General features: G+C 66.5%; 25 protein-coding genes and 1 pseudogene. 14 read left to right on the top strand and 12 right to left on the bottom strand.

Annotated features, from left to right (window positions below; genetic code table 11):
* The first annotated feature begins 115 nt into the window (after nucleotides 1-115).
* The 3 genes from BEP24_RS18115 (at nucleotide 116) to BEP24_RS04080 (ending at nucleotide 2177) form a co-directional block, all read left to right on the top strand.
* Nucleotides 116-580, top strand: coding sequence for a MarR family winged helix-turn-helix transcriptional regulator (locus tag BEP24_RS18115; RefSeq protein ID WP_065960542.1), 465 nt, complete (start codon nucleotides 116-118; stop codon nucleotides 578-580).
* A gap of 130 nt (nucleotides 581-710) precedes the next feature.
* Nucleotides 711-1688, top strand: coding sequence for a helix-turn-helix transcriptional regulator (locus tag BEP24_RS04085; protein WP_065960541.1), 978 nt, complete (start codon nucleotides 711-713; stop codon nucleotides 1686-1688).
* 84 nt (nucleotides 1689-1772) lie between these two features.
* On the top strand, nucleotides 1773-2177 hold the full coding sequence (locus BEP24_RS04080; RefSeq protein ID WP_141693344.1) for a hypothetical protein: 405 nt from the start codon (nucleotides 1773-1775) through the stop codon (nucleotides 2175-2177).
* A 12-nt stretch (nucleotides 2178-2189) separates the two neighbouring features.
* On the opposite strand, the gene BEP24_RS16395 is transcribed toward BEP24_RS04080, so the two are convergent.
* Nucleotides 2190-2849: a transcriptional regulator gene (locus BEP24_RS16395; RefSeq protein WP_083230057.1), complete on the bottom strand. Its 660-nt coding sequence runs from the start codon at nucleotides 2847-2849 to the stop codon at nucleotides 2190-2192.
* 373 nt (nucleotides 2850-3222) lie between these two features.
* Between BEP24_RS16395 and aqpZ the strand changes: the two genes are divergently transcribed.
* From aqpZ to BEP24_RS04050, 5 genes are all read left to right on the top strand, one after another.
* Nucleotides 3223-4050, top strand: coding sequence for an aquaporin Z (aqpZ, locus tag BEP24_RS04070; protein WP_083230056.1), 828 nt, complete (start codon nucleotides 3223-3225; stop codon nucleotides 4048-4050).
* An 86-nt stretch (nucleotides 4051-4136) separates the two neighbouring features.
* Entirely contained in the window at nucleotides 4137-4838 is a 702-nt protein-coding gene (locus tag BEP24_RS04065) for a YafY family protein (protein WP_065960535.1), read from the top strand.
* 101 nt (nucleotides 4839-4939) lie between these two features.
* Nucleotides 4940-5332, top strand: coding sequence for a VOC family protein (locus BEP24_RS04060; RefSeq protein ID WP_065960589.1), 393 nt, complete (start codon nucleotides 4940-4942; stop codon nucleotides 5330-5332).
* A gap of 71 nt (nucleotides 5333-5403) precedes the next feature.
* Nucleotides 5404-5787 (top strand): hypothetical protein, encoded by a 384-nt coding sequence (locus tag BEP24_RS04055; RefSeq protein WP_065960534.1) that lies wholly within the window; start codon nucleotides 5404-5406, stop codon nucleotides 5785-5787.
* 440 nt (nucleotides 5788-6227) lie between these two features.
* Nucleotides 6228-6413, top strand: coding sequence for a hypothetical protein (locus tag BEP24_RS04050; protein WP_065960530.1), 186 nt, complete (start codon nucleotides 6228-6230; stop codon nucleotides 6411-6413).
* Between the two features lie 195 nt (nucleotides 6414-6608).
* Here BEP24_RS04050 and BEP24_RS04045 read toward each other — a convergent pair whose 3' ends face one another.
* Nucleotides 6609-7055: a MarR family winged helix-turn-helix transcriptional regulator gene (locus BEP24_RS04045; RefSeq protein WP_065960527.1), complete on the bottom strand. Its 447-nt coding sequence runs from the start codon at nucleotides 7053-7055 to the stop codon at nucleotides 6609-6611.
* Nucleotides 7056-7113: 58 nt separating this feature from the next.
* On the opposite strand from BEP24_RS04045, the gene BEP24_RS04040 reads away from it, so the two are divergent.
* The 3 genes from BEP24_RS04040 (at nucleotide 7114) to BEP24_RS04030 (ending at nucleotide 9199) form a co-directional block, all read left to right on the top strand.
* The gene (locus BEP24_RS04040) at nucleotides 7114-7851 is read left to right on the top strand and encodes an SDR family NAD(P)-dependent oxidoreductase (RefSeq protein ID WP_065960525.1); all 738 of its coding nucleotides are present in this window, start codon (nucleotides 7114-7116) and stop codon (nucleotides 7849-7851) included.
* Between the two features lie 258 nt (nucleotides 7852-8109).
* On the top strand, nucleotides 8110-8634 hold the full coding sequence (locus BEP24_RS04035) for a hypothetical protein (protein ID WP_065960522.1): 525 nt from the start codon (nucleotides 8110-8112) through the stop codon (nucleotides 8632-8634).
* A complete protein-coding gene (locus BEP24_RS04030) occupies nucleotides 8627-9199 on the top strand; it encodes a hypothetical protein (protein ID WP_065960517.1) in 573 nt (190 codons plus the stop codon). The genes BEP24_RS04035 and BEP24_RS04030 overlap by 8 nt, the downstream gene beginning before the upstream one ends.
* Nucleotides 9200-9739: 540 nt before the next feature.
* Here the strand turns inward: BEP24_RS04030 and BEP24_RS16860 are convergent.
* Nucleotides 9740-10684, bottom strand: coding sequence for a DUF6615 family protein (locus BEP24_RS16860; RefSeq protein WP_141693343.1), 945 nt, complete (start codon nucleotides 10682-10684; stop codon nucleotides 9740-9742).
* Nucleotides 10685-10782: 98 nt separating this feature from the next.
* Here BEP24_RS16860 and BEP24_RS04025 point away from each other — a divergent pair, with 98 nt between their 5' ends.
* Complete coding sequence (locus BEP24_RS04025; protein WP_065960514.1) at nucleotides 10783-11655, top strand: hypothetical protein; 873 nt, start codon at nucleotides 10783-10785, stop codon at nucleotides 11653-11655.
* Between the two features lie 80 nt (nucleotides 11656-11735).
* Here the strand turns inward: BEP24_RS04025 and BEP24_RS04020 are convergent, their stop codons facing one another.
* Together BEP24_RS04020 and BEP24_RS04015 are read right to left on the bottom strand one after the other, a co-directional pair.
* Complete coding sequence (locus BEP24_RS04020) at nucleotides 11736-13160, bottom strand: hypothetical protein (RefSeq protein WP_083230054.1); 1425 nt, start codon at nucleotides 13158-13160, stop codon at nucleotides 11736-11738.
* Between the two features lie 146 nt (nucleotides 13161-13306).
* Nucleotides 13307-14065: a hypothetical protein gene (locus BEP24_RS04015; protein WP_065960584.1), complete on the bottom strand. Its 759-nt coding sequence runs from the start codon at nucleotides 14063-14065 to the stop codon at nucleotides 13307-13309.
* A 244-nt stretch (nucleotides 14066-14309) separates the two neighbouring features.
* Here BEP24_RS04015 and BEP24_RS04010 point away from each other — a divergent pair, with 244 nt between their 5' ends.
* Nucleotides 14310-14642, top strand: coding sequence for an Lsr2 family protein (locus BEP24_RS04010; RefSeq protein ID WP_366556877.1), 333 nt, complete (start codon nucleotides 14310-14312; stop codon nucleotides 14640-14642).
* 11 nt (nucleotides 14643-14653) lie between these two features.
* Nucleotides 14654-17086 (top strand): hypothetical protein, encoded by a 2433-nt coding sequence (locus BEP24_RS04005; RefSeq protein WP_141693342.1) that lies wholly within the window; start codon nucleotides 14654-14656, stop codon nucleotides 17084-17086.
* Nucleotides 17087-17411: 325 nt separating this feature from the next.
* Here the strand turns inward: BEP24_RS04005 and BEP24_RS04000 are convergent, their stop codons facing one another.
* From BEP24_RS04000 to dnaB, 7 genes and pseudogenes are all read right to left on the bottom strand, one after another.
* Nucleotides 17412-19247, bottom strand: coding sequence for a hypothetical protein (locus BEP24_RS04000; protein WP_065960509.1), 1836 nt, complete (start codon nucleotides 19245-19247; stop codon nucleotides 17412-17414).
* Nucleotides 19248-19373: 126 nt separating this feature from the next.
* A pseudogene (locus BEP24_RS03995) lies at nucleotides 19374-19652 on the bottom strand (transposase); the annotation flags it as partial.
* A gap of 433 nt (nucleotides 19653-20085) precedes the next feature.
* Nucleotides 20086-20271 carry a hypothetical protein gene (locus BEP24_RS03990; protein WP_065960501.1) on the bottom strand — a complete coding sequence of 62 codons (186 nt, stop codon included), beginning with the start codon at nucleotides 20269-20271 and terminating at the stop codon, nucleotides 20086-20088.
* A gap of 48 nt (nucleotides 20272-20319) precedes the next feature.
* The gene (locus BEP24_RS03985) at nucleotides 20320-20694 is read right to left on the bottom strand and encodes a type II toxin-antitoxin system death-on-curing family toxin (protein WP_065960498.1); all 375 of its coding nucleotides are present in this window, start codon (nucleotides 20692-20694) and stop codon (nucleotides 20320-20322) included.
* Nucleotides 20691-21242 (bottom strand): type II toxin-antitoxin system antitoxin SocA domain-containing protein, encoded by a 552-nt coding sequence (locus BEP24_RS03980; protein WP_065960496.1) that lies wholly within the window; start codon nucleotides 21240-21242, stop codon nucleotides 20691-20693. Before BEP24_RS03980 ends, BEP24_RS03985 begins: the two co-directional genes overlap by 4 nt.
* 390 nt (nucleotides 21243-21632) lie before the next feature.
* Nucleotides 21633-23120: an ATP-binding protein gene (locus BEP24_RS03975; protein WP_065960494.1), complete on the bottom strand. Its 1488-nt coding sequence runs from the start codon at nucleotides 23118-23120 to the stop codon at nucleotides 21633-21635.
* A 136-nt stretch (nucleotides 23121-23256) separates the two neighbouring features.
* On the bottom strand, nucleotides 23257-24585 hold the full coding sequence (dnaB, locus tag BEP24_RS03970) for a replicative DNA helicase (protein ID WP_139197519.1): 1329 nt from the start codon (nucleotides 24583-24585) through the stop codon (nucleotides 23257-23259).
* Nucleotides 24586-25282 lie beyond the last annotated feature (697 nt).

Here is a 25282-nt window from a genome sequence, read left to right as displayed (position 1 = left end):
GGCCGACTTGCTTCACTGATCAAGATAGTCAACCGTTGACCAACTTGACAACTCGTATACTGTCCCCAGAGCGGGGGACGCCCGGGTACCCCGCCCGACGGAAGCAGGACGCACCGTGACACCCACTGCCGACGACGACGACCTGATGGCCGCGTTCGCCGCGGTCGTCCGCGCCAACACGAGCCTGGTCGGCCAGCTCAGCGCGCGGGCGGGCATCCACGAGAACGCGCTCCGCGCCCTCGTGCTCATCAGCGACACCGGGTACAGCACCCCGACCGAGGTCGCCGGCTACCTCGGCCTCACCTCGGGCGCCGTGACGAACATGATCGACCGCATGAGCGCCGCCGACCTGCTCGAGCGCGCCCCGAACCCGAGCGACCGACGGGGCTCCCTGCTGCGGCTGCTGCCCGGCGGCGAGGCCGTGGTCGCCGACTACCGCGCGCGCTACGGCGCGATGCTCCGCGCCGTGGACGGCGCGCACGGCGGCGAGCTCCACCAGGTCCTGAACGCGCTGGCCGACGGCCTGTACGACCAGGCGGCCGACACGATGGCGCACCCCGCGCAGACGGGGACCGCCTGACGGACGGGAGGCCCGTGGCGGCGCCGCCACGCGCCTCCCGTCCGCCCCGCGGCAACGCCGCGAGCGCCCGTGGCGCGGTGTCGTGGCGGCCGCGCTCCCGGAACCGCGCGCGACCTGCCATCATGCCGTCATGGCACCGGAGTCCCCGGAGGCGGACAGCCCCTCCTTCCGACGCTTCCACGTCGAGGCGATCAGTGAGGACCGCGGCGCCGAACTCGACCGGATCTACGGCACCGGGGGCGGCATCGACAGTGCCCTCGAGACCTTCCGGTACGTCGGTGCCGGCGACGCCGACGTGTCGATGCGCGGCGCCGAGGTCGAGGGGACCCGCAGCGGGCGGATGGAACCCCGCGCCGACCACATCGTGTTCTGGGTCGCCGACGGCACCGCCTCGCTCGAGGACACCCGCGACGGCACCGTGCTCGAGGTCACGCCGGGGCACCCGCTCCTGCTCTCGGCGTCCGTGGCGTACACGTTCTCGGCCGACATCCGGAAGCTCACGATGGTCCACCTGTCCGACCGCGTGCTCCGCGCCGAGCTCGCCCGGCGGCAGCGGTTCGTCCGCGGCCCGCTGCTCTTCGACCAGCAGCCCGACATCGAGGTCGCGCTCGGCCCGCTCCGCGCGATCATCCGCTCGCGCGCCGGCCAGGTGATGGACGGGCGGCTCGACGAGGCCCAGCGGGCAGCACTGAACCAGCAGATCGCCGCAGCCGTGATCGACGCCTTCCCCCTCGTCGAGGGTGCCGAACCCGAACCCTCCACCGCCGCCGCTCGTGCCGCCGCATGGATCCGGGACAACGCTGGGTCGCCGCTCGAGCTCCGCGACATCGCGACCGCCGTCGGGCTCAGCGAACGCGGGCTGCAGAGCGCCATGCGTCGCACCTACGGGGAGTCGCCGATGGAGCGTCTGCGTGCCGAACGACTCGAGGGCGCGCGGCGGGAGCTCGTGGCGGGCGGAGCGGGCACGACCGTCGCCGAGACCGCCCGCCGGTGGCACCTCACCCACCTCGGGCGCTTCGCCGGGGCGTACGCCGAGCGGTTCGGCGAGCCGCCGAGCGTCACGTTGCGGCGGGCTCGGGCGGGGGCGCGCGAGCGCGTCGAGCGCTGACGTCGGGTGGTCTCGGCTGGGCCTGCCGGTCTGGTGGTCGTCGGGTCTCGGTACCGTGGGTGGGCAGCCGACGAGGGGACGACCGTGCACGACGACGACCACCAGCCGATCACCGATCCGGACGAGATCGCCGCCTCGGCAGCCCACACCTTCCTCGCACGCACCGCGATGTACATCGGCGAACCGGTTCGGTTCGACCGGGTGACCGCCTTCATCAGCGGCTACTCGCTGGCCCTGACGTCCGACGTCCTGCACCGGGGCGGTGGTGTCACTCCGTCGCCGGAGGCCGACTTCCGGGACGAGCTCCGCGAGCAGGGCCGCCTGGGGTGGGAGCGCTGGGACCTGACGGTCGTCGCCGAGGCCCTGGGGTGGGACGCACCGGAGCCGCCCGTGCTCGCGGACCTCACCGACGCGCAGCACCTCGCCGCGATCCGGGCGCTCGAACCGCTCCTGACGCGGATGTTCCGCCTGGCCGGAGCGGAACGCTAGCGCCCCCGCAGGTCAGCCCGCGGCGGCGATCATCCGCTGCAGCTCGGCCGCGTAGGCGACGAACGCCGACCGCCCGGCGGGGGTGAGCGACGCCCAGTTGCGCGGCCGTCGGCTCCGCAGGTCCGGCCGGGGCTCGACCGTGACGTACCCCGCGTCGACGAGCACCTTGAGGTGCTTGCTCGCCACCGAGTCGGCGACCCCGAGCTCGTCGCGGATCACGCCGAACTCGACGGCGTCGGCCGATGCCAGGAGCGCGCAGATCGCCAGCCGGTTCGGCGTGTGGACGACCTCGTCGAGGTGGACCCTCACCGGGTCCGCCCCGCACTGGTCGCCGTGCCGACGCGGGGGCTCATCGTCCGCCCACCGGTCGGGTCGCCGCGCCGACCACCGCGCGGTCGAGACGGATCCCGAGCACGGCGACGACCGCTCGAACGCTGCGGGGCGGACACCGCGGTGACGCGTCCAGGCCGCGGCCCACAGCGCGGTCGCGACGACCACGACGAGGACGGCGACCAGGGCCCACGGCCGGCCGAGGGCGAAGGCCGCGACCGGGAGCGCCCAGAGCACCCCGAGCGCGACGTAGCCGAGCGGTGTGCTGTGCAGTCGGGCGGCGATGCCCTGCTGGGCCCGTGCGATGCGGTCCAGCTGGTCGGAGGCGTCGTGGTTTTCCATGTCGGAAACACAGCAGGGTTTTCCACCGTAGAAAACCCCGGACGGGAGGCCCGTGGTCGCCCTGCCGTACCGCCGCCGCCCGGCAGACGCGTCGATGGGCCCGACGGACAGCGGTCCGCGGGACGGGGCGGCGGCCCGACGGTCGGCGGTCCGCGGGCCGGTTCGCGCGCGCCGGGGGACAGGGGGACTGCCGAGATCGTCCCTGTCTGGAGGAACGCCCCGGATCGTCGGCGGGCCCGTGACGATCGTCGTTCCTGCGTCGTCACCTCCGTGGCCGCCGCCGATCCCGGACCACCCTGCGGACGGCCCGACCCGGTGCGCGGTACCCGCCGCGGACGCCACATCCCTGACCCGTTCCACCCGGAGGAGCACCATGGCGAAGAAGCAGCAGCACGAACAGACCGTCCGTCGCGGAGGAAGCGGGGCGGTGAGCACGTCCACGTCGGAGCAGCGTCGCGAGGACGCCGCCGAGTGGTCGCCGCTCGCCCGCTACGGCTCCGAGTTCTTCGGCACGTTCCTGCTCGTGCTCGGCGGGGTCGGCACCGCGCTGTTCGCGGCGAACGTCCCGAGCGCCACCGACAACCAGCAGGGCGTCGGGTACCTGGGCGTCGCCCTCGCGTTCGGCCTGACGCTCGTCGCCGGCATCTCCGCCGTCGGACACATCTCCGGCGGCCACTTCAACCCCGCGGTGACCCTCGGCCTGCTCGCCGCCGGGCGCACCGACGCCGAGCACGTCGCCGGGTACATCGTGTCCCAGGTCCTCGGAGGCGTCGTCGCGACGAGCATCATCGCCGCCGTCCTGAGCGGCAAGCCCGGAGCGTTCGCCGCCGCCCACGACGCCGGCTTCGCCTCCAACGGCTACGGGTCCGCGAGCCCCGGCGGCTACGGCCTGGGGTCGGTCTTCCTCGCCGAGGCCGTCCTGACCGGCGTGTTCATCGCCGTGATCCTGTCGATCACCGCGAAGCAGGAGTACCAGGCCGTCGCACCCATCGGCATCGGCCTCACGCTGACCCTGATCCACCTCGTCAGCATCCCGATCAGCAACACGTCCGTGAACCCCGCCCGCTCCATCGCCGCGGCCGTGTACGGCGGCACCACCCCGCTGTCGCAGCTCTGGGTGTTCGTCGTGGCCCCGATCGTCGGCGGTGTCGTCGCCGGGCTGGTCGTGCGGGTCGCCGGTCGTCGGCGGATCACGGGCTGACCCGAGGGGCGGGCGGCGGCGGCTCGGGTCGACGGGACGCCCTCCTCGCCGACCGTCGAGCACGCGCAATGGCGGATGATGGACGGGTGAACCGGACCGATCGTCTCTACGGTCTCGTGGAGGAGCTCCGGGCCGTGTCGCCGCGGCCGCGGAGCGCCCGTCGCCTCGCGGAGCGCTTCGAGGTGTCCGTGCGGACCATCGAACGGGACCTCGCCGCATTGCAGCAGTCGGGCATGCCGATCTGGGCGGAGCCCGGCCGGACCGGTGGGTACGTCATCGACGCGTCGGCGACGCTGGGTCCGGCGGGGTTCACGCCGGACGAGGCCCTCGCGGTGCTCATCGGACTCGGCGCACTCCAGCGCAGCCCGTTCCGGCAGTCCGCCCGGACCGCCGCGAAGAAGGTGCTCGCGGTCATGCCCGAGCGCGCCGCCGCACGCGCCAGTGCCTCCGCGTCCCGGGTGCACTTCCTCGAGAGCGACGACGACGGGGGCGCGCCCGTGCCGCTCGCGTTCGCGGAGGCCCTGCGTGCCGACCGCGTCGTCCGGCTGCGGTACCAGGACGCCAGCGGAGCGGAGTCCACCCGCGACGTCGAACCGCTGGGCTCGATCGAGAAGGACGGGCAGTGGTACCTGATCGCCTGGTGCCGGCTGCGACAGGGTGTGCGGGCGTTCCGGGCAGACCGCATGCTCGCCGTCACGGTCACCGACGAACGCCCGCCGGTGCGCGCGCTCCGCGCCGAGGACCTCGCGATCCAGTACGGACGGCTCCGGTCAGCGGTCGGGGACTGACCGGCGGTCGCCGTCCTGCACGAAACACCGACAGGACGGTGTCGCGACCTCCGGTGATGCTGGTGCTCCACCCCGCCGACATCACCACCGCAGGAGCTCCCATGTCGTTCTCGTCCATCCGCATCGTCACCGACGACCTCGACGGTCTCGTCGCGTTCTACGAGCGGGTCACCGGCCAGCGCGCCGAGCGACCCGCCCCCGTCTTCGCCCGGTTCAGTGGACCCGGCGCGACCCTCGCGATCGCGAGCACCGCGACCGTCGCGATGCTCGGCGGTGCGCTCACCCCGGCGACCAACCGGTCGGTCTTCATCGAGTTCGAGGTCGCCGACGTCGACGGCCGTTTCGCCGCACTCGAGCTCGACGGCGACGACGTCGTCCTCGAACCGACCACGATGCCGTGGGGTAACCGCTCCGCGCTGGTCCGGGATCCCGACGGCAACGTCGTCAACCTCTTCAGCGCGCCGCCCGCGGAGGAGTCGCGAGCCCACGGATGACACACCGGCCCCGAACGGGACCTCGGAGGCGAACTCGGCGTGTGTCCCGACCGTCGCGTTACGGTCCTGATGTGGGGATCCAGGGGAAGGCGCCGTCGCAGCGGGTCAACAAGCGGTCACTCGTCGCCATCGGACTGCTCATCGTGTGGGCCGGCGTGCTCGTCGCGACGCACCTGTTCGACCCCGCCGGACAGACGCCGCCATCGCAGTTCGACTACGACGACGGTGCCGTACCGCCCAGGGCCGACGAGCGTGCGCTCGCGACCGTGCAGGCCGTTGCGCTCGTCACGACACTGCCGGTCACGGTCCTCGCCCTCTGCATCGCCGCGAGCGCACTCCGCACCTGGCGGGAGCAGGTGTCTGCGACCATCGCGATGGTCCTCACCAGCATTGCGGCCATGGCCGGCATCGCCTTCGCCTGGATCGGCGTCGGGACGTTCGTCTTCTTCACCTAGAACGCGCTCGACCACCGACGCCCGGGCGACTCGACAGCGGTCATCCGCCTGTGCCGGGTTCGGCCGCGCCACGCGGACCAGCGCCGCTCCGGCGTCGGTGACCCGGACGAGCACACCTCCGTCGACCGCCTGGCGGCCGACGTGTCCGCGGTTCTCCATCCGCGTGAGTTGGTGAGACAGGCGCGTGCGGTCCCAGCTGAGCAGCGCACCGAGCTCGTTCCGGCGGAGCTCGCCGTTCCCGCTGCTGTCGTTCATGGGTCTCCTGACCGCATCACAAAGGAGTAACGATGGTTCTACCCCTCTCATGGGGGCCATAGGTTCGATGTGTCAGCAGAGTTGCTGACTACGACAGGAGCCGGCTCTCGGGTCCGGGACAGAGGACCGGTGGAACCCGTTCGTTCTCGACAAGAGCGCCAGCCAGTGCAAGTAAGGACGGTCTGATGTCTCCTCGCAGCTACAAGATCATCCTCGCCGTCCTCGGCGTGGTGAGCCTCGTCCTCGTGCCGTTCCTCGTGCTCGGGGCGCTGCCGACAGCGGTCGGCACGATCGCCCTCGTCGCAGTCGTCGCATGGGTGCTCTTCGGCGCGACGAACTCCATGTTCGCTCGAAGCTCGAGCCGACAGTAGGTACGGCCCCGCTGGAACGACCCTCGGCCAGACCGGCTGGGGGTCGTTCTTGCGTGCGGCGGAGTGATGGTCCGCGCGCCGCCTCTCCGGCCACGTCCGCTTCCGCACCGAGAACGGACGGTGAGGCGGGACCTTCCCGCCTTCTTCACCTGTGCCGCACTCCGCCCGACCGACGCCCGGGCGACTCGACAGCGGTCATCCGCCTGTGCCGGGATCGACCGCGAGTGCCTCCAGGGTCCGGAGGAGCGTGGCGTCGTCGACGCCCTGGACTCGGTGCAGGAGGTGCTTCCGGACGGCCTCCGCGTGGATCGGCCGTGCCACGCGGACCAGGGCCACTCCGGCGTCGGTGACCCGGACGAGCACACCTCCGTCGACCGCCTGGCGGCCGACGTGTCCGCGGTTCTCCATCCGCGTGAGTTGGTGGGACAGGCGCGTGCGGTCCCACCTGAGCAGCGCACCGAGTTCGTTCTGGCGGAGCTCGCCGTTCCCGAGCTCGACCAGACGAGTCAGGATCCCGAACTCCTGATCGGACAGACCCGAACCGGCCTTGATGTCCTCGGCAACCCGCTGCCGGACCGCTTCTGCCGCGACCTTCCAGGCGTGCCAGAGGCGTTGTTCCTGCTCGGTCAGCGGGGCGCTCATGTACCCATCCTACCGGGACGGTGTTGACGCATCAACACGAGAGGCGCATGCTGTTGACATGACAACACGTAACAGCACGCAGAAGGTCGCCCTCGTCACCGGCGGGAACAAGGGCATCGGCATCGCGATCGTCCGTGGCCTCGCACAGGAGGGCTTCACGGTCCTCCTCGGAGCCCGGAGCGCCGCGGTCGGACGAGCCGCAGCCGACACGGTCGACGGTGACGTGCGCCCCGTCGTGCTCGACGTCACCGACCAGGGCGAGATCGACGCAGTCGCAGCCGAGGTCGCGACCGAGTTCGGCCACCTCGACGTCCTGGTGAACAACGCCGGGGTCAACACGATGACGTTCCGGCCGATGGCAGAGCTCCCCAAGCCGACCGACGAGACCGTCGAGGACTTCGAGAACGTCTACGCGGTCAACGTCTTCGGTGTCGTCCGCATGATCACCGCGTTCCTTCCGCTTCTCACCCGGGCCGATGCCCCTCGGATCGTGAACGTGACGAGCAAGCGCGGTTCGATCGGCGAGGAGGGAGCCTGGGTCGGGCAGCCCTCGATGGTGTACTCGAGCTCGAAGACCGCGCTCAACGCCATCACGGTGCACTACGCGCGCGAGTTCGCGGACACCCCGTTGAAGGTCAACGGCGCCGCCCCCGGCCACGTCGCGACGGACTTCAACGCCTTCCGCGGCACCCGCACCCCTGACGAAGGCGCCGCCGTCGCTGTGCGCCTCGCCACGCTGCCCGCTGACGGCCCCACCGGCGCGGTGTTCGAGGACGACACGCAGCTCGCGTGGTGACCGCACCGCGCCGACGCACGACGGAGGAGGAGCACTGAGAACACGTGCTGTCCCGTCCGTCAGCATTGGTTGCGCTTCGCCCCGAAGTCACTCACCCGCTCGACCAAGGCCGGCACATGCACACGGGACAGCCGTTCGGCTGCTGCCGACAGCCGACCGGATCCGCGACGTCAACCTCGGGCGGGATGGATGCCGTCCGGCGATCGTCGATCCTGTGCTCGGGACCGCGTCGTCCCACCGAGAGGATCGAGGGGAACCATGAAGACAGGGATCGCACTGGTCGCGACGAGCGCCCTCATCGCTGGTCTGTCGTTGACCGGCGCGCAGACCGCATCGGCTGTGCCGGTGCACACCGACCAGGGCGGCGTGGGATGCGGGCCGGTCGTCACGAAGCTCAGCAACGTCGCCGACGCCGGTACCACGGTCAAGTCGCCGTCGGGACCGAACTGGAGCGTCTCCGGCGTGGGACCGGGAACGTTGTCGCTGACGAAGTCGGTCGCGGTGAGCAACTCGGTGACGGGCAACGCAGGCGTGTCCGCCGAAGCGGTCAGCGGGTCCGTCGGATTCAACGTGACGTCGACCTACACCACCTCGACGGGCTACTCCGTCGCCATCCCGTCCGGGCAGACATGGATCCTGCGCGCAGACGCCGTGTACTCCGTCAAGAGTTTCCACTGGACGCAGACCCAGTCGTGCAACACACCCGGTGGTGGCTTCAGCAAATCCGGGAACGGCAAGGCCTACGAGTTCGAGCGGCTCCAGTACCGTTCCTACCGTGCGTGAGACCCGACGCTCGTCCGGACCGCCCCTGCGCAGTCAGCGCCGGAGCGGCCTCCGGTACGCCGTCACGATCGCGCTCACGTCGCTCCTCCTGACCGGCTGCTCTCCTGCGCGGCCCACGCAGTACCACGTGGACCCCGCCGTCTCACGGCTGCCTGTGGTGGCCGCTGACTCCGCACTCGTCGGGGCGCTCCCACCAGTACTGCGCGCACACGTCGTCGCGACCGGCACCTCCGCCGAGGGGGGCTTCGCCATCGCCCTCGCCGGAGGCCGTTGCGCCGTCGCCGTCCTCCGGGACAGCGACCCCGACGTCGTGTCGGCCCGTGTGCCGCGTTCGTCGGACGACCCGGTCTCGACGCCGACACCGACCGCGGCCCGCTACCCGATCGGACCGTCGACGAGCGTCGCAGCCGCCACCACGCTCGCGGAGGTCACGCTCTGGTGTGGAACCGAGGGTGCCGCGATCACCCTGCGACCAGGGGCGACCTTCACGACCACCGGCACCATCGAGCCCGTCACCGACGCGACGGACACCGCGTCCTTCGTGACCTCCGCCAAGGGCAGCTGAGCATCGCGCGGTAGCTCTGCCTGCCCTGGATCGAGCCGGGAGAGCCGCGACCTCCGGCCCGTCCGTACTGCCGAACAACGTGTCCGTGACCGTCCTTCAGACACGGCGAGTTGCAGTCGGACGAGTCAACTGGCGGACGAAACAGATGCGTCTTCTCGCAGGCGCTGTCGAAGGCGGCCGCGGCAGAGCGGCCTTTCTCACGGGACATGTCACCGCTGTTTCTCACGGTACGTGGCAGATCTTCTTTGCCCTGATCAGATGCGGATCGCGTGTCTGCTCCTCATCGTGTCTCCGGTGCCGAATCCGACTGCCATGTAGAAACGTCGTGAGGTGCGGCGTCTGTTCCTTCGAGCGGGGTGCGCGAGCCGCCACGCGCCATTGGCCTGCGTGCACCCGGGCTCGGTCGCCCGGACCCAGGCGGAAGGTCAGTCCGGCGCGATTGCGTCTTCGTGTGGTCTGAGGAGCTCGACCCTCCGACCACTGATGAGAACACGCCGGACGTCAGGATGTGGCCTTTCATCCCTTGCCGCGTGGGCACCGCTAGTCGATCGTGACCACGAGAGCGAACTCCGGGAGCCACACATCTTCAGAGCGCTTGCGCGGCACTTGCGTTCGAGGGCCGTCAAGTCCGCGTAGTACGTATTCAGGTAGGGCCGAAGGACGACGGAGCGGGGAAGCCGACTCGCCCTCCACATCAGCAAGGACCGGCCTCACGATGTCCAACCCTGCGTCGGCCTGTGCGGGGAGGGAGGGACTGTCCCCGTCCGAGGGTCCGGAGCCGCCCTGTGCGCCGTTGCCGTTAGTGCCCGGTCCGGCGCCACCACCGAGTGGTGGCTGCGCACCGGACCCGCCGGATGGCGATATCGGAGACGTCGGCTTCACGGGAGGCGGAGGTGGCGGGCTCAGTCTGGTGAGCAGCTCGGACCAGGGAAAGCTCTTTGGCAGGTAGTCGACTGCCTTCAGGCTGGGCCTGCTGAGACGACGGATTCGCGCCACCTCGTGGGTGGAGACGGCAGCGCACCCAAGCTTTCGCTGATCCGGTGTCGGTGGTATCGGCGCATCGGTATCGCTGGGATCCCAGCCGTTGTAGAGCAGGTGGAAGGGTCGGGTTCCGTTGGTCGCCGCGTGCCGAAGCAGAAGATCGTGTTGAGCGGCCGGTCCGACCTTGTGTCCGATCGAACGGTACTTGTAGGTCGCACCAACCCAGCTGCCGACCTTCGCTTGGATCGAGTATGCCCAGACCGGTCTGCCTGCTCGGTCGACCAGCCAGATCTCGAAGTCGGCGCCGCTTGTCGCCTCGTCGTGCGCATGGACGAGGCGTACATCACTACCGGCCGCGGACGCGAACTGCTGAAGCGCGAGCAGGTTGTGGTCCGTGATCGAGACTTCACCCATGCGCATCGTCAGGCGCCTGGCCTCCACGAGTTTGAACCAAGTCAGCTCCGCGAGTTCGTCCATGACTTGTGCCAACGCTTGCACCTTCATCCCGTAATCATCACAGATTTCGTGGAGAATCCTCATTGCCAGAGCGCCGCCCGCGCTCCCGCTCATACCCCGTCCCCGAAACGAACGAAGCAGACAACATGCCGACCAACGTCAACAGCATCTTGATCCTCATCGCCTCACCGGGAGACACCCGTGAAGAACGTGCGGCAGTGCGGGACGCGATCAACGACTGGAGCGTGCAGAACGCGCACCGCCAGAACATCGTCGCGTTGCCGTGGCTGTATGAACGGCACGCGGTCGCCGCGCTTGGGGATCGCGCCCAAGCCCTTATCAACGCGCAGGCCGTCGATCGCGCCGACGTCGTCGTTGCGTTTTTCGACTCTCGCCTCGGCACCCACACCGGCTACGACGTGTCGGGCACGGCTGAGGAGATTCGCCGCGCAGCGGCGGTCGGGAAGCCAGTGCACGTCTACTTCTCATCCGAGGACCTGCCCCGCGACGTCGACCCGAAGCAACTCATCGCTCTCAAGGACTTCAAGACCGCACTCGAGCAGGACGGGCTTCTCGGCGACTACAGCGACCCCGGGGATCTTGCCGCTCAGGTCACCCGTGCTCTGGAGCACGACGTCGACGACAACGGGTGGGGTGAAGGCTCGCTCCCTCGTCGGTCCTCAGGCGCGGATCCGGCTTGGGAGCACGTCCATTTGGTGGACCAAGTCGGCTTCGACCGGAACGGCAAGATGAAGACCCGAACTCGTCGGAACGACCTTGTCCTTCGCAACCTGTCCGAGGTCGACGCCGAACAATTTGAATTCACCATCGAGCCGGTCGGGTCGGACGATAGCGCTTATCGCTTCGAAGGCCCAACCGAGCTGTTCACACTGTTTGGTGAGTCAGAACTTCAATGGAGCCTGATTACCCTAATGGGCACCATGACTTTCGAAGTACACGCAACGTGGATCGAGAACGGGGTGCGTCGCGAGAGGACACGGTCGTTCACGACCTCCTGACGGGACGACATACTGACGCCGGGACCGGAGCGTTCCGTATCGTGTTCGGCTCTCGCGTTAGGCCACCCGCGCATGCTCCGCTATAGATTCTCGGCAAGCTTCGCGCGGAGCGACTGCATCTTCGTATCGAGAGCGATCTGCGCCGGCGCGCCAGTGAAGCTACGAAGGTGGTTCATCAACGCGGTCGCTGAGCGGTTGATGAGCTTCGGGGCGATGATGTCGAGGAGACGCGCGAACTGGCTCTTCGGGATGTCGTAACGCAGCAGGGCAGAGACATCTGGCCCAGTCGCCACGAGAAGCGCACCTGCCGCTTCGTTCGGCGTCATTCGGCGGAGGAGACGCTCGTATATTGGGTCGGCCGCGTACGCAAGGCCCGACGACCTCCCAAGGAAAGCGTCGACGATGACCTGTGCAAACTTGTCACTGACGCCAGCTGGCAGCGCCAACGTGCCGACGTAGGTCTCAAGCTCGTGCGCGACGGGCGGTTCGTTGTAGAAGTTGTCGAAGCCGTGGTGGGCGCTGCGCAGTCGGTCGAGGAGTGCGTCTATCTGTCCCGATCGGATGTCCTCAGGGAGATAAGACGTACCGCCCACCGCGACGAGGAACTCGTGTGCAAGTTCAGCCTGAGCCAGGTCAAGATTGGCCTGGAACCTCGCGTATCGGACGCCGAAGTTCGCTTTCACCGACTCCGTCACGTGCGGCCACAGGAGCGGAAGGAGCAATCGGATGTTGTCGCGGATGACCGAGGTCGATTCCGGTGATACGTAGAGGCCGAACAGTCCGTTCGCCAACGTCTCGGTCTGGTCGCGGCGTAGGCCTTCGAAGAGCGGCGCGAAGCTCTCGGCGTGAGCAGCGGTGACTGTTTCCCGCTTGATGTTCGCCAACAGGCGCGACGTGGCAACCATCGTGGGTGAGTCCGGAAGCGTGATCACTTCCTTGATGCACGTTTCCATGTACCCGAGCAGCGCGAACGGCTGCAGCTCGTGCTGGTTCGGATGGGCAGCGCTCGCGTGGTTTCGCATGAAACGTACGAGATCGAGCTGCTGCTGTCCGACTGAGGAGACGAAACCGATCTTCGCCGCGGCACGGATCAACTCGTCGTCCGTGACCTTGAGGAGGTCGTCGGGGCCCGACAGGTCCTTGCGCTTCTCCGGCGAGGAGACGGCATTGTCGAAGAAGTAGTCGAGGTCGTACGCGATGATCCGCTTCCGGAGTTCGCCGATCGTTTCGTCCCACAGGTAGTTCAGCGCGGCGTCGAAGAGCCCGGCGGACACCGCCATGATGAACTTGGACAGGTACATGGCCGTCGCGCGCTTCTCCTGCGGAAGGTTCGCCATGGCGCCGTCGAGGTTCGAGAGAACCTGCACGCGCTGCTGCACCCCAACGAGAACTCCCTCGGACGGAAGGTGCAGGGCGTCGACCCGGGCGAGAAGCGCCTGCTCGAACTCTTGGATCGTGGACGATATTCCGCCCTGTGATCCTGTGCTGGCGACTTCGAGATCCATATCAGCCATCGTTCGGCTTCCCCCTTTTGTCAGACTAGAAAGCGTAGCCGTCGGTACCGTCACGCCGCTGACCCCCGTCCACGGCACAGGCTGTTGCAGTAGTTGCTTCAACCGTCCTCAAACAGGCAGGAGCGACTCCCGGGTACTCACTCGTCCCCGACGTCCCCGTCGCGGTCGCGGTCGCGGTCGCGAAGGATGGCGACGATATTGTCGCGATAGCGCGGCTTAACACGGTGCCTGATCCCCGTCGCCATCTCCTGAACGATTTTCTGCAACGCGGGCGCGTGCTTGAAGCCCCCACCTACGGCAAAGTACGCGCGCAGCCAAAATGTAGGGTCAACGGGATATCCCTCGACTGCGAAAGCTCTGACGAGTTGCACAACGGCGTCTTTGCCCTTACCAGAGCTAAGCCCGTTGTAGTCCTCGCTCTTGATCATCCCGGCCGCGGCGAGCAAAAGGGAGTCCTCGACGCCCGCGGTCTTCCGCGTGTGCAGGTTCAACGCTCCCATGCCATCGAGCCACGTACGCACGATGTCGTCGCCTGACCACACGAGGATGAACAGCTTGCGCAAGCTGTTCGCATCAGCCACCTTGCGGATCGCTTCGAGGTCGCTCTCCTCGAATGGATGTAGGACGACCACCGTCTGAAGCGTGACGTCAGCACTTGTGGAAAATCGCGGAAGCCGCCGGGTACTCAGGACGCTTCGATTGACCGCATCCGCATCGAGGTACCCTGCCGCTTCGGCATCCGCATCATGATCATCCACACCGAAAGCGCCCGCGTCCGACACTGCGAAGACGTAGGGTCCCGGACCGAGCCAGTCCCGGATGACCACACTCTGGGCAGTCATCCCCGTCCCCTGTTGACCCCAGTCGGCCCGGACCATGTACGCGAGTTCTGTCATGTACACAGTGTCCTGGTACCCGCCGACACGGGGAACGCAGCCGCTGATGCGACGTCCTCCTTCGAAAGACACGTGTTGCACGACAAAGGTAATCAACGACATTCTCGCCGAGGCAGGACAGCCGCGCAGCTCGTGAGTGAGAACCGCCCACCGACGAACGCTCCGACCATTCGACTCCGCGGAGGTTATGCCACAATGATGAGCAACCTCCCCTCCCATGAAAGGCATTCCAGTGGCACAGCGAGTGACTACACACCTCATCGATGACCTCACCGGCGACACGATCACCGAAGGCAAGGGCCGCACCCTGCGCTTCGCTTTCGACGGCAGCGAATACGAGATCGATCTCAGTGACGAGAACGTGGAGGCGCTCCGCGGGGCCCTCTCCGACTACGTTGCGGCCGCCCGAAAGATGGGCGATAGAGCCGCTCGCCGGCGAAGCGGCTCCGCCTCGAAACGAGGCAACGCAGACGAACTGGCCAAGATCCGAGAGTGGGCAAACGCGAACGGTCACGACGTGTCGTCGCGTGGGCGCATCAGCCAGGTAGTCCGCGACGCGTACAACGCTGCGCACTGACACCGCGTCCCGTGCCGACGCTGCACCGCTTCGTCGGCGCGGGAACCGGAGTGTTGCAGGTGTCCGCCTCGTTGGACGGCGATCCCGCGGCGCGGCAAGATGAACCCGTGCCAGCCGCTCTGGAACATCACGAGATATCGACGTCGTACCGACCACCGCGCGTGGCGGTTCTGACTTATGCCGGGTCCTCCTGGCAGGCGTGGGCACGCGAAGCTCTCTCCGCGGTGTCAGCTATCTGGGGTGGCGAAGGCTTCGTCTTGATTCCGTACGGACGGGAGGGCGAGATAGACCCCGGCCTGCTCGCGCAGCTACGCCATTACGATCCCGATTACCTTGCCGTGTATGCCCCCGGAGAGCTGATTTGGTCCGCGTTGTCTCCGGAAGCCTTGAGCGACCGATTGAGCAATGACGGAGACGTCGCTGACTGCGACTCGATGGCTCCGGCCGCGGCGGCGATCGCTGCTGCGACCGCGGGCGCGGAATGCGAGCTGCTTCGTGGATTCACCGACGGCTTGCCGATCCCGCAATACCTTCGACTCCGAGCTGTCGGCGAGAGGCTCCCCCCGCAACTGCTGGCTGCTACAGCGCTCACATCCCCGGTGGCAGCGCAAGTAGCGAGGACCCACTGGAAGTCCAGCGCCGCACTGTTCGCGGCCTTTATCACCGGGAAGCCGCCAATAGGGCCCGCCGAGGACTCGGAGCCGGCCGCTCCGCCAAGCGACCTCATCCGGTGGATCGCCTCACGGGACAGTTCGCACGCTCCAGACGCCTTGACCTGGTTTGCGAACATGGTCCTCTCGTCACGCAGCAGCGACCTGCAACCATGGTTCGATGCAATCGATGACGGCCTGACCTGGTGGGGCAACGAGACACAGCCGGCAACCGTCACCGCGTCAGTCGGGGACACCGCGGACGATTTTGCGCTTGCCGTACTGCTCGACCGGCTGCATGGACAGGCGGTGTGGATCACCACCCCGATGCTCGAGCAGCCGGCTGAGAGCACCGCTCTTGCTGCGGGGCTCGCCGGCCGGATGGCGACCGATCCATTCGAGCGTCCCGCTTATCTCGCGTCAGCTTCCATGTCCGCCGACGAACTAGAAGCGGCGGTACGTGTACTCGGGTCACTCGTCCGAGACGCGGGACTGGAAGACGCCGAGGAGCGTCTGCGCGGAAGCGACCTCCCCATCCGTGCGCCACAGCGGCGCCTACTCGTCGCCGCTCACGCCGATCGTCGGACCACGTTCCCTTTCCTCATCGAGCGCGATGGGACGGCGGTATTGGCCCACGAGCCGACACTCCCACTGCCGTCTACTGCGTCGCCTCTCCTGGCCGACGCCGAACGACCGGGGTGGTTGGTCGACGCTGCGATCGACCATCCGCAGTCCCCGCGCGGGCGAGGAACAGTCCCAGGGAGCCTGCAAGCGGATGGCCGCGCGACTTGGGTAAACCTTCGCGACGCGAAGGACGGCATCACCTTCGATGCTGCATTCACCGGGTACCTTCCGCCCGAGACTCCGCTGGAGCAACGGATGGCCCGGCCCCGACTGCAGTTCCTGGGACTAATGCCGTGGGTACAGCAGACGGCTATCCGCGGAAACATGAGGGCCACCCTGTCCCGCCCGGGGCAACTCGCCGACCTCGTCGCGGATCGGCTCGGCGGACGTGGCGCCTTCCGCCAGCTTGTCGTCTCCTCACGCGGTCGGATGCTCCGCGCCTTCCAAGCCGAGGAACCGTCGGAGGGTGGTCGCGTCCGACTTCGGCGAGACGCCGCCTACGAGTCGTTTCTCACTTTCGATGCACTCCTCGCCCAAGGGTCGACCCCCGATGCGGCGGCGCTGCGGGACGACCTCGACGAGCTGCTGCGGTCGTCGCTACTCACGCGCGGCTTCATGCTCAACTGCGGAGAGTGCAGAACCGTGCAGTTCACGCCCATTGAGCGCGTCGGAAGGACCTACCCGTGCACTCGTTGCGGCGCGCTCAATTCCCTCACGGGTGACCGATGGCATCGGGCAGGAAGTGAGCCCGAGTTCTACTACGACTTGCACCCCGCGATGCGGACCATTCTGAAGGACAGCGGCGATCTCACACTCCTACTTGGCAATCGTCTCGCTCGCCTCGCCGAGGAGTACAGCGACCTAGCGGAGGTCGAGTTCGCCGAGGAAGGTGCCGGTAAACCATCGTTCGAGATCGATCTCATCGCGCATCGAGATGGGGACCTCGTCATCGGCGAATGTAAGGAAGGCGACCTCGGCGGCGGCCAGACACGTCAGCAGCTGATAGCGAAGCGCCTCGACGCCGCGGAGCTGTTGCGAGCGGATCGAATCGTCTTCGGTACCGCTCTTCCGGAGTGGCCGACGGGTGATCAGGACGCAGTCCGCACGCTCGCATCATCGAGAGGGATCAAGGCACAGATCGACTTCATCGCAGACCTCCGACGACACTGATCGCGAGGCCGCCGCTTCGACAACCCGGCGTTAGCTGTGATGCCCTGAGTAGATCGACCGGGGTGGCAGCGGCCACATGCAACGTCAGTTGATGACGCCCAAGCACGCAGCCGCGGACCGCAGTGCAAGGCGTTGCGGGGCGAGACCCGCGTCGCCTTCCGGGTGCGTACGAGCCTTATCGGGACTCATTCCCTATCTCCGCCAGTTCTCGGCAGACTTGCCCGCTAGTTGATTCGCGCCACTCCATGGGCCCGGCTAGCGTCGAGCAACGATCGAACTTGCCACCGACCTCGATGGCTGCTGTTCGCCCCCGAGTGCAGGACCGTCAGACGCGCACAAACCGCCATCGCAGTGGAAGGGGTTGGGGAACTGGCGTTTGTAGCTTCGAACGAGCCCAAGCCGCGTCGCGAGAGGTCAAGTCTGGACTGGTGAGGAGCACCATCAGTCCAGCAACCCGCAACGCAAGAGCAGCTTCTGTGCGGTTGAACGAGAGCTTGAAGCCGTGAGCGAGCGAGTTACGGAGGTCAAAGCCTTCGGGCGTGAGCACAATCCGTAGCGCGCGGTCCCAGTCGGGATCCAGGCCGTTCTTCAGGAGGGCGTTGAGGTAAAGATCTAGAGCGGGGAAGCGCCCGGCGCTACTGCCGGACTCGACGCGGTAGAGCGGCTCGTCGAGCAGTAGGAGCATGCCGCGGGAAGCGGCTTCAGCCAGCGGGGTCGCGAGAGCACCGGCGTCGCTGAAATTGCCACTGAGGAAGACCGCGAGTGCATGTGCAAAGGCTCGTGTGAGTTGCTCGTCAGCGCCGTACTGCAGGAGATGCGCCGCGATGCCTTCCTCATCTAGGTTCGGAAAGCGCGCTGCGATGTGTTCGAGGGCAGATGCCAGCAACGTCCCTCGTACGAGCGCGTTGTACTCCTCAAGCCGACGCTGACGACGGAGCACGGCTTCATCGGTCCTGTGCGTCTTCTGCGGCAGGCCGTGGCCACCGAACTCGACCTGTGTGACGAGGGCAAGCAAGCCCGAGCCCTGCTCTCTTGCTAGCTTCTCGTTCGCTATTCGAGAACCAGTAGGCGCCGCGGATCGCAACCAGGTTTCCAAAGCATCGGTCCAGTGCCGAGCCTGACGGTAGGGCCGGAGCGTGTGCGCTACGGTCCATTTCGGGATCGTCAGGGGCAGGTCGTGCCGGTGCCAGGGCACCGTCGATTGATCGACGCGCTGCAGGGAGATCACGGCTCGATCCCGCTCGGTAATCAAGCCATACCCCGATGCGAGCTTCGCCGCTTCGTTGAGCATCCAGATTTCGCGGAACCCGGACTCGACCAACGCGCCCGACATGTAGCTGTTCACGTGAAGGCGTTGCGCGTCGCGTCTGCCTTCGTCGTCTTCGGCGAAACGAAGCGCAGATCTGGCTAGTGCGTCAGTATTGAGGCCACCGCCGTTGAACAGCTTCCACGCTCGGTCGAGGAGCTTCTCAACCCGCCGACGGAGCGCATCCACCGTCGCAGATCTCGGAGGAACTGTAAGCACGTCGAGCGCTCTCAACGTCAGTCCGGCCAGATCGGTGTCGTCAAGATTGCGCTCCGCGAACTCAAGAAGTCGCCGGCGTGCGGATTCTTCCTGGGGAGCAAGCTTCAAATTACGGGCGATCGTATTGGCCCGCGCGGTGCCGACGACCCACTGCAAGGTCTCGTCTTCCTCAAGCGCGAGATACGCGTCCGCAACATCCCGGCCTGCATCTAAACCAGTCCGTCTGCGAACTGTCCACAGCAGGTCCGCGAAGTGGGCAACGAGCGCGGGCTGCTCCACCGCGTCTCCAACTGCCTCCCAGAGGTCTGTCGTCACTGGCAGGGTGTTTCGGAGCGGGCGCATCCATGCTGCCTCAGTGGCTGCATACGGCTCTAGAGTGATTTTCCCGGGGTCAGTCTCATCCTCACTCAGCTCGTAGCTCAGTGCGCGCGAAATCGCGTGGTCACGGGCTCGCTCTCGATCATCTTCTGCAGCCCGCTCCCAGCGGAAAGCAATTGCCATGAGGTCAGGGGTTGTGGACGACTCGACGCGGACCGCTTCGTCGAGCGCTGGGGCGACAGCGGCGCCGTCGGTGGGGTCGAAGACGTAGGCGCTCTCAATGTCATCGGACACCGAATCGCTGTCGCTACCAGTCATTGCTGAAGTATCCTCCAGTTCATAGTGCCGAAGGGCTCGACGCGCTGCAGCGCGGACCTTCGCCTCGTTGACGGGTTCCTGACGGAGCGGCGAGGACCAGCGGGTAGGTCATTTTGGGAGTTGCGACTGGGCGAAGTACGCGGCCGCCCGGCGGAGGATCTCGTTCTCCTGCTCGAGCAGCCGGATCCGTTTTTGCGCGTCCCGCAGCTCCGCCTGCTCCACCGCTTTCACCGACGGCACCACTGCAACACTGATGCCATCATCGCGGTCCGCGAGCCGCAGCCAGCGGGCCAGGCAGGACTCGGACACGCCGAAGTCCTTCGCGACCTGCCGCACCGTCATCTCGCCCTTCCGGGCGACCGCGATCACATCACGGCGGAACTCTTCCGGATACGCCTTCACCATGGCACACCTCCTTCCAGCAGGAGCCAACGCCCCTACCTCTCAGGGGTCAACCAAACCTGCAGCAGTCCCAGGCATGGTGACTCCGTGTCGATTGCGGCGGCTCGTGTTGCCACGCTCGTGAGGGCATGGCAAAATCCGGACTGGATCGACCATCCGCAAACTCAACAGAGTGTCACCCGGGCTGTCATCCCGGGCCCCGATTTTCAGCGGAGAGCTTCGGCTCGTCCGCTGATTCTTGTGCCCACAAACTAGTCCATGTTCGACAGCCATGCAACCGCAGATGCAACGTGAAACCCCAGATCAGCGTGCTGTTACGGACTAACTCGGCACTGCTCACGTTTGATTTTCGGTGACCGCGACGGTGGCCAGACGGCCGGTGAAACTCGAAGGACTGCCGACTAGCCACCGGCAGTCAGTGTCTGATCGAGACCAGCTAGCCTTCCGCCCGCTCGGCAAGAAGTTCCTCCATGTACCGAGACAGGATCTCCACCTGCTCCTCAAGTCGGTAGATGCGCTCTTCGGCACTGACCGGAAGCTCGACGTCAGGCTCTTGCGCTGTTCGGGCACGCTCAATGTCGTCACGGAACCGCGCCGTAACGTCGCTCTCAGAGGCTCCCATGCGCTCACGGTACTGGCTTTGGGTGCGAACCGCTCGCACCGTCAGCCCTCAGAAGCTGAGGCTGTGTTCGTACAGCCACATCGCTATGGCATCGATGTCGTGTGCGTCCGTCGCCACGGCCTCGACGTAGTCAGCCATGTCGCTCTGTGAGATGCCGGCGAGTTGCTGGTCGTTCATGTCAAGGAACACCACGGTGCTGATCCACGCGCAACGCTTGTTGCCGTCGAAAAAAGCATGGGCCTTCACCAGCCCGTGGAGCAGGGCGGCCGCCTGTTGCCAGAGGGTTTCGAAGACGAGATAGTCTCCGAAACCGCTCTGGGGACGGGCGACCGCCCCTTCCAGCTTGCCGCGGTCGAGCAGCACAGCATTTACCTCAGCATCGTGAAGCGCAATGACTTCGTCGACTGTGAGGAAGACCGTCAACGCTCCGCGAGGATAGCCAGGCCTTCGCGCCAGCTCGCCCTCGCTCGTGCCCCCGCAGTCATCGCCTCCACCGAAGGGGCGGCGCGTCCGAGAAGCCGACGCTTGGGCCGCTCCTGCCCGGTGAGCGCACACCTCGTGTAGTAGTCACGGATGCGGTCGCGTGACACGACGCGCCGACTCCGCTCCTCCTCGGCCAGGCCCTCACGCGTCGCCTTCCATGGCGAGTGCGAGTGAGTGAGGTCGACAAGCTTCGTGAAAGAATGCTGCCCGTAGTAGTCGAGGACGGAGTCGATGATCGACCGCTGGTCCTCGTCGAGGCTCACGCCGTCGAACTTTGGAACCACGCGGTACCGCTGCTCCGCGTACACGGACATCACGACCGGCCCACGTGGCCAGGCTTCAATCTCGTCTCGGAACAGGGGCTTCCCCGTCCACGCGAGCGCCCAAGCCTGCGAGAAGTACACGAGCTTCTGCAGCTTCATGGTGTCGTAGGAGGGGAGCTGGAGGGCGTCGCGAATGTAGCTAGCGACGTTCAGTGCGGTAGTCATGACACTCCTCTCTCTCCTAGGGAGTCAACCTAGGCTCAACACTACCCATTCCTGACCAATGGTCACTCCCGCGTTCGGGTGCCCCGCGACATCAGCACTGCGGTCGGTCGCCCAAATCGAGCAGATATTTCGGGTACACGGCGGCCAATTGCGCCACTGATCAGGGAAAATGCCACCCGGGACGCTAGGCTCAGACCGTTGTGAAGTTGACGAGAGCCTAGCGTCCCGGGTCGAAGAGGTCAACTGAAACTTCGCGTATTGGAAGGGGATTCTCGGGCACGGCTAGCTCGGTGCTGACCAGGCTGCAACCAAATTTTGCGCCCCGATGCCAGTAAACATGCGGTGTTCGCGCTCTCAGGACCCGGATGCAACAACCAAGCAACAACCAAATCAGACGGCAGAGTCAGCCGGTCTTGCCCAGAAGGGCACGTAGGACATCGCCTTGGCGCCAACTGAAGGGTCGAACGCGGCGATGTAGCCAGTGTCGATGGCGTCTTTGATGAGTCGAGAGACGTTCGCCTTGCCGGTCTCCGGGATCCTGAAGCGCTGCCGCAGGGACGCGTTCGTCATGCGGCGCCGACGGACGTACTGCAAGCAAGCGTGGAAGTACACCGCCCGGACCCGCTCGTCCTTGGTCAGTTCGGCGAAGCTTCGGTGAGTGAAGAGGATCACCCGCATGAAGCCGTCGTCAACTTCGATCAGCGGAGCGGGCAAGTCAGTCTCCTCTACGAGAGCAGCGATCTGATCCCATCCGCTCCCGCGCTCTTCGCACATGCCCATCCGGCGCATGAGTGACGCGAGTGCTTCGTTGCGAGACTGAGGTGCCGCATCGATCAACCTGGACGGATCCATCAGCGGTCGCCCAGGGTTGGTCACCTCAATCCGGTCCTGGTAGACCTCGACGACCGGCCCCGTGCCCCTCACACTGAAGTCCTGGTGGATGAGCGCGTTCGCAACCAGCTCTCTCACGGCCTTGTCCGGCAAGACCGGGACGACTTTGCGCACGCCACCTTCAAATGACTCTCTAGCGGGAGTGCGCTCGTTGAGGAAGTTGATGAGTCCCTTGAATCCACTCGCGTAGCCCTTCAAACCCTCCTGCTCCCTCGCAGGCGTGGACTTGTCAATACCTTCGTAGACGATCACCCGAGGGGCTTTGCGAGCCACCGTGGGGAAGAGATCGAGCCGCGACGCGAACAGCACAGCGCCAAGGTTTGTGATCCGCCAGCCGCTACCCGGAGCCCGAAGGACGAGCTTCTCGTCCAGTAGAGCCTGCAGGACAGCTGCCGAGGAGTCGGGCACCGGCGCGTGCATGAGATCGAAGTACGACGCATAGTCGAGCAGACGAAGCACCTCATCGTCGGAAAGCCGCTCGCGCGCAACGGCGTACTCGAACGGCTTGCGATCGAACGCAGCCCACAGCCTCCGCTCGTGGTCAGGAAGGGACTTGAGGTGCTTCACGTAAGAACGGGAGCGGACGTAAGCCTCGCCCTGGAAGCGCACCGGCTGGTGAGAAGCAGCTGCGACCGTGAGGACGACGATGCGCTCGGTTTCGTACTCAAGCTCAGTGAACTCGAAAAAGACCTCCGGATCGAGCAAGCGGCGCAGCCACGGTTCGAGATCTTCGTTTCCCTTGCCCTTCATAGCGGGATCGAAGGTCGTTCCGACGACACGGTGGTCAACGTCGTTCACGCCCCAGACGAGGAAGCCGTGGTCCTTCTCCACCAGCGTCGCTGAGTTGGCTAGCGCCGACACGTACTCGCCGATCTTCACCGGGTTCGCGAACGCCTCTTTGAACTCCGCTACTTCGGTCTCCGTTGGTGCCGCGCGAAGTTCGTCGACGACATCGCGAAGCTGGCCCAAAGAGAAAAGGGTGCTCAACTCGCGCTGCTTCCTATTCGATCCGTTGACTGCATGAACCCTCTGTCGGCGCTCCTGAACCGCGTGAGCACTGGCGCTTGCGACAGTCTTGCTGCGAATGCGACACCCGCGGTGATCACTCGCAACAGACGACCCGTTACTGCGGCATGTCCACGAACCGCGAGAACATCCCGTGGAACGCCACCGTGATCGTGTCCGTCGGCCCGTTGCGGTGCTTCGCCACGATGAGGTCCGCCTCACCCTGCCGCGGGTTGTCCTTCTCGTACGCCGACTCGCGGTGCAGCAGGATCACCATGTCGGCGTCCTGCTCGATGGAGCCCGACTCACGGAGGTCCGAGATCATCGGCTTCTTGTCGGCACGCTGCTCGGGGCCACGGTTCAGCTGCGACAGCGCGATGACCGGCACCTGCAGTTCCTTCGCCATGAGCTTGAGCGCACGCGAGAACTCGGAGACCTCCTGCTGGCGGCTCTCGACCTTCTTGCCCGAGGTCATCAGCTGCAGGTAGTCGATGACGACGAGCTTGAGGTTGTGCTGCTGCTTGAGTCGCCGGCACTTGGCGCGGATCTCGACGAGCGTCATGTTGGGGGAGTCGTCGATGAAGAACGGGGCGTCGTTGATGCGGCCGCGGGTCTGCGCGATCGTCGTCCAGTCGCGGGAGTCGACGGTGCCCTTGCGCATGTTCTGCAGGGGGACGCTGGACTCGGCGGACAGCAGGCGCATCGCGATCTCGGCGCGACCCATCTCGAGCGAGAAGAACGCAGCGGTCTGGTCGTGCTTGAGCGCGGCGGCGCGGCACAGGTCGAGCGCGAGGGTCGACTTGCCGAGCGCCGGTCGGGCGGCGACGATGATGAGCTGTCCGGGGTGGAAGCCGTTCGTCAGTCCGTCGAGCCCGCTGAACCCGGTCGGCACGCCGGTCATCTGGCCGTCGCGTCCCTTGGCCGCCTCGATCTCGTCGATGGCCGCACCGATCGCGTCGGTCAGCGGGACGTAGTCCTCGGTCTGCACGCCGCCGGCGACGTTGTACACCTCGGCCTGTGCGCTGTTGACGAGGTCGGTGACCTCACCCTCCGACGCGTAGCCCATCTGCACGATGCGGGTGCCGGCGTCGACGAGACGCCGGAGGACGGCCTTCTCGGCCACGATCGCGGCGTAGTAGCCGGCGTTCGCGGCGGTCGGCACCATGCTCGTGACGCTGTGCAGGTACTCGGCGCCGCCGGCACGCGACAGCAGACCGGTCTTGGTCAGCTCGTCGGTGACGGCGATGACGTCGGTCGGCTCGCCGTGCGAGTACAGCGACAGGATCGCGTCGAAGATGACCTCGTGCTTCGGGATGTAGAAGTCCACGCCACGGGCGGTCTCGATGACGTCGGCGACGGCGTCCTTGGACAGCAGCATCCCGCCGATCGTCGACTGCTCGGCGAGCATGTCGTGCGGCGGCGTCCGTTCGGCTCCGCGGTCGGCCATGTCCCGCGGGGACGGATCGAGATGCGCGATCGACACACGGACTCCCTCTTTGTCGTTGACGACGCGGGCCCTGACCCGCACCGCGATCCTGCCTCGGACGACCGACATCCCCCGACGGCTCCTGGTCGCTCCGTCACGCTACGGGTACGAAGTTATCCCCAGCAAACGGCCCTGTGGATAACTCTGTGGAGAGCCTCGGGAACACGCCGAGCCTCGGGGTGGGGAACTGGGGACAACGGTGTGGACAACTGGGCACCAGAACACACGTTCGACCGTCTGACCTGGGGTTTCGAGTTCCACACCATGTGTGGAGAAGTGGGGTTCAAGTGCACGTTGAAGGTTGCCGAAACGAGCCCTACCTGTGTGGAGAACGACTTGACAAGCGCCCCGATCGGGGGACCGATTCTCGGCCTGCTCCCAGCAAGCCCGGACGGGCGGGATCCGTAACCAGACAAGCCGGAGACGGAGCGCGGACACCAGGCCGGCCAGAGACAGTCCGCAGCAACCAGATCAGCCAGAGACAGTCCGCAGCAACCAGACCGGCCGGACAGGACGCGCAGCAACCAGACCAGCCAGAGACAGTCCGCAGCAACCAGACCGGCCGGACAGGACGCGCAGCAACCAGACCAGCCACAGGCGGCCCGCAGCCCGCAGGAACGACGAAGGGCGGGCCTCCCGGAGGAGACCCGCCCTGCGA

It is taken from the genome of Curtobacterium sp. UCD-KPL2560 (assembly GCF_001705035.1).
Lineage (GTDB): Bacteria > Actinomycetota > Actinomycetes > Actinomycetales > Microbacteriaceae > Curtobacterium.
Note: the sequence above shows the minus strand (reverse complement) of the source record. Positions and strands in the feature narration are given on the sequence as shown.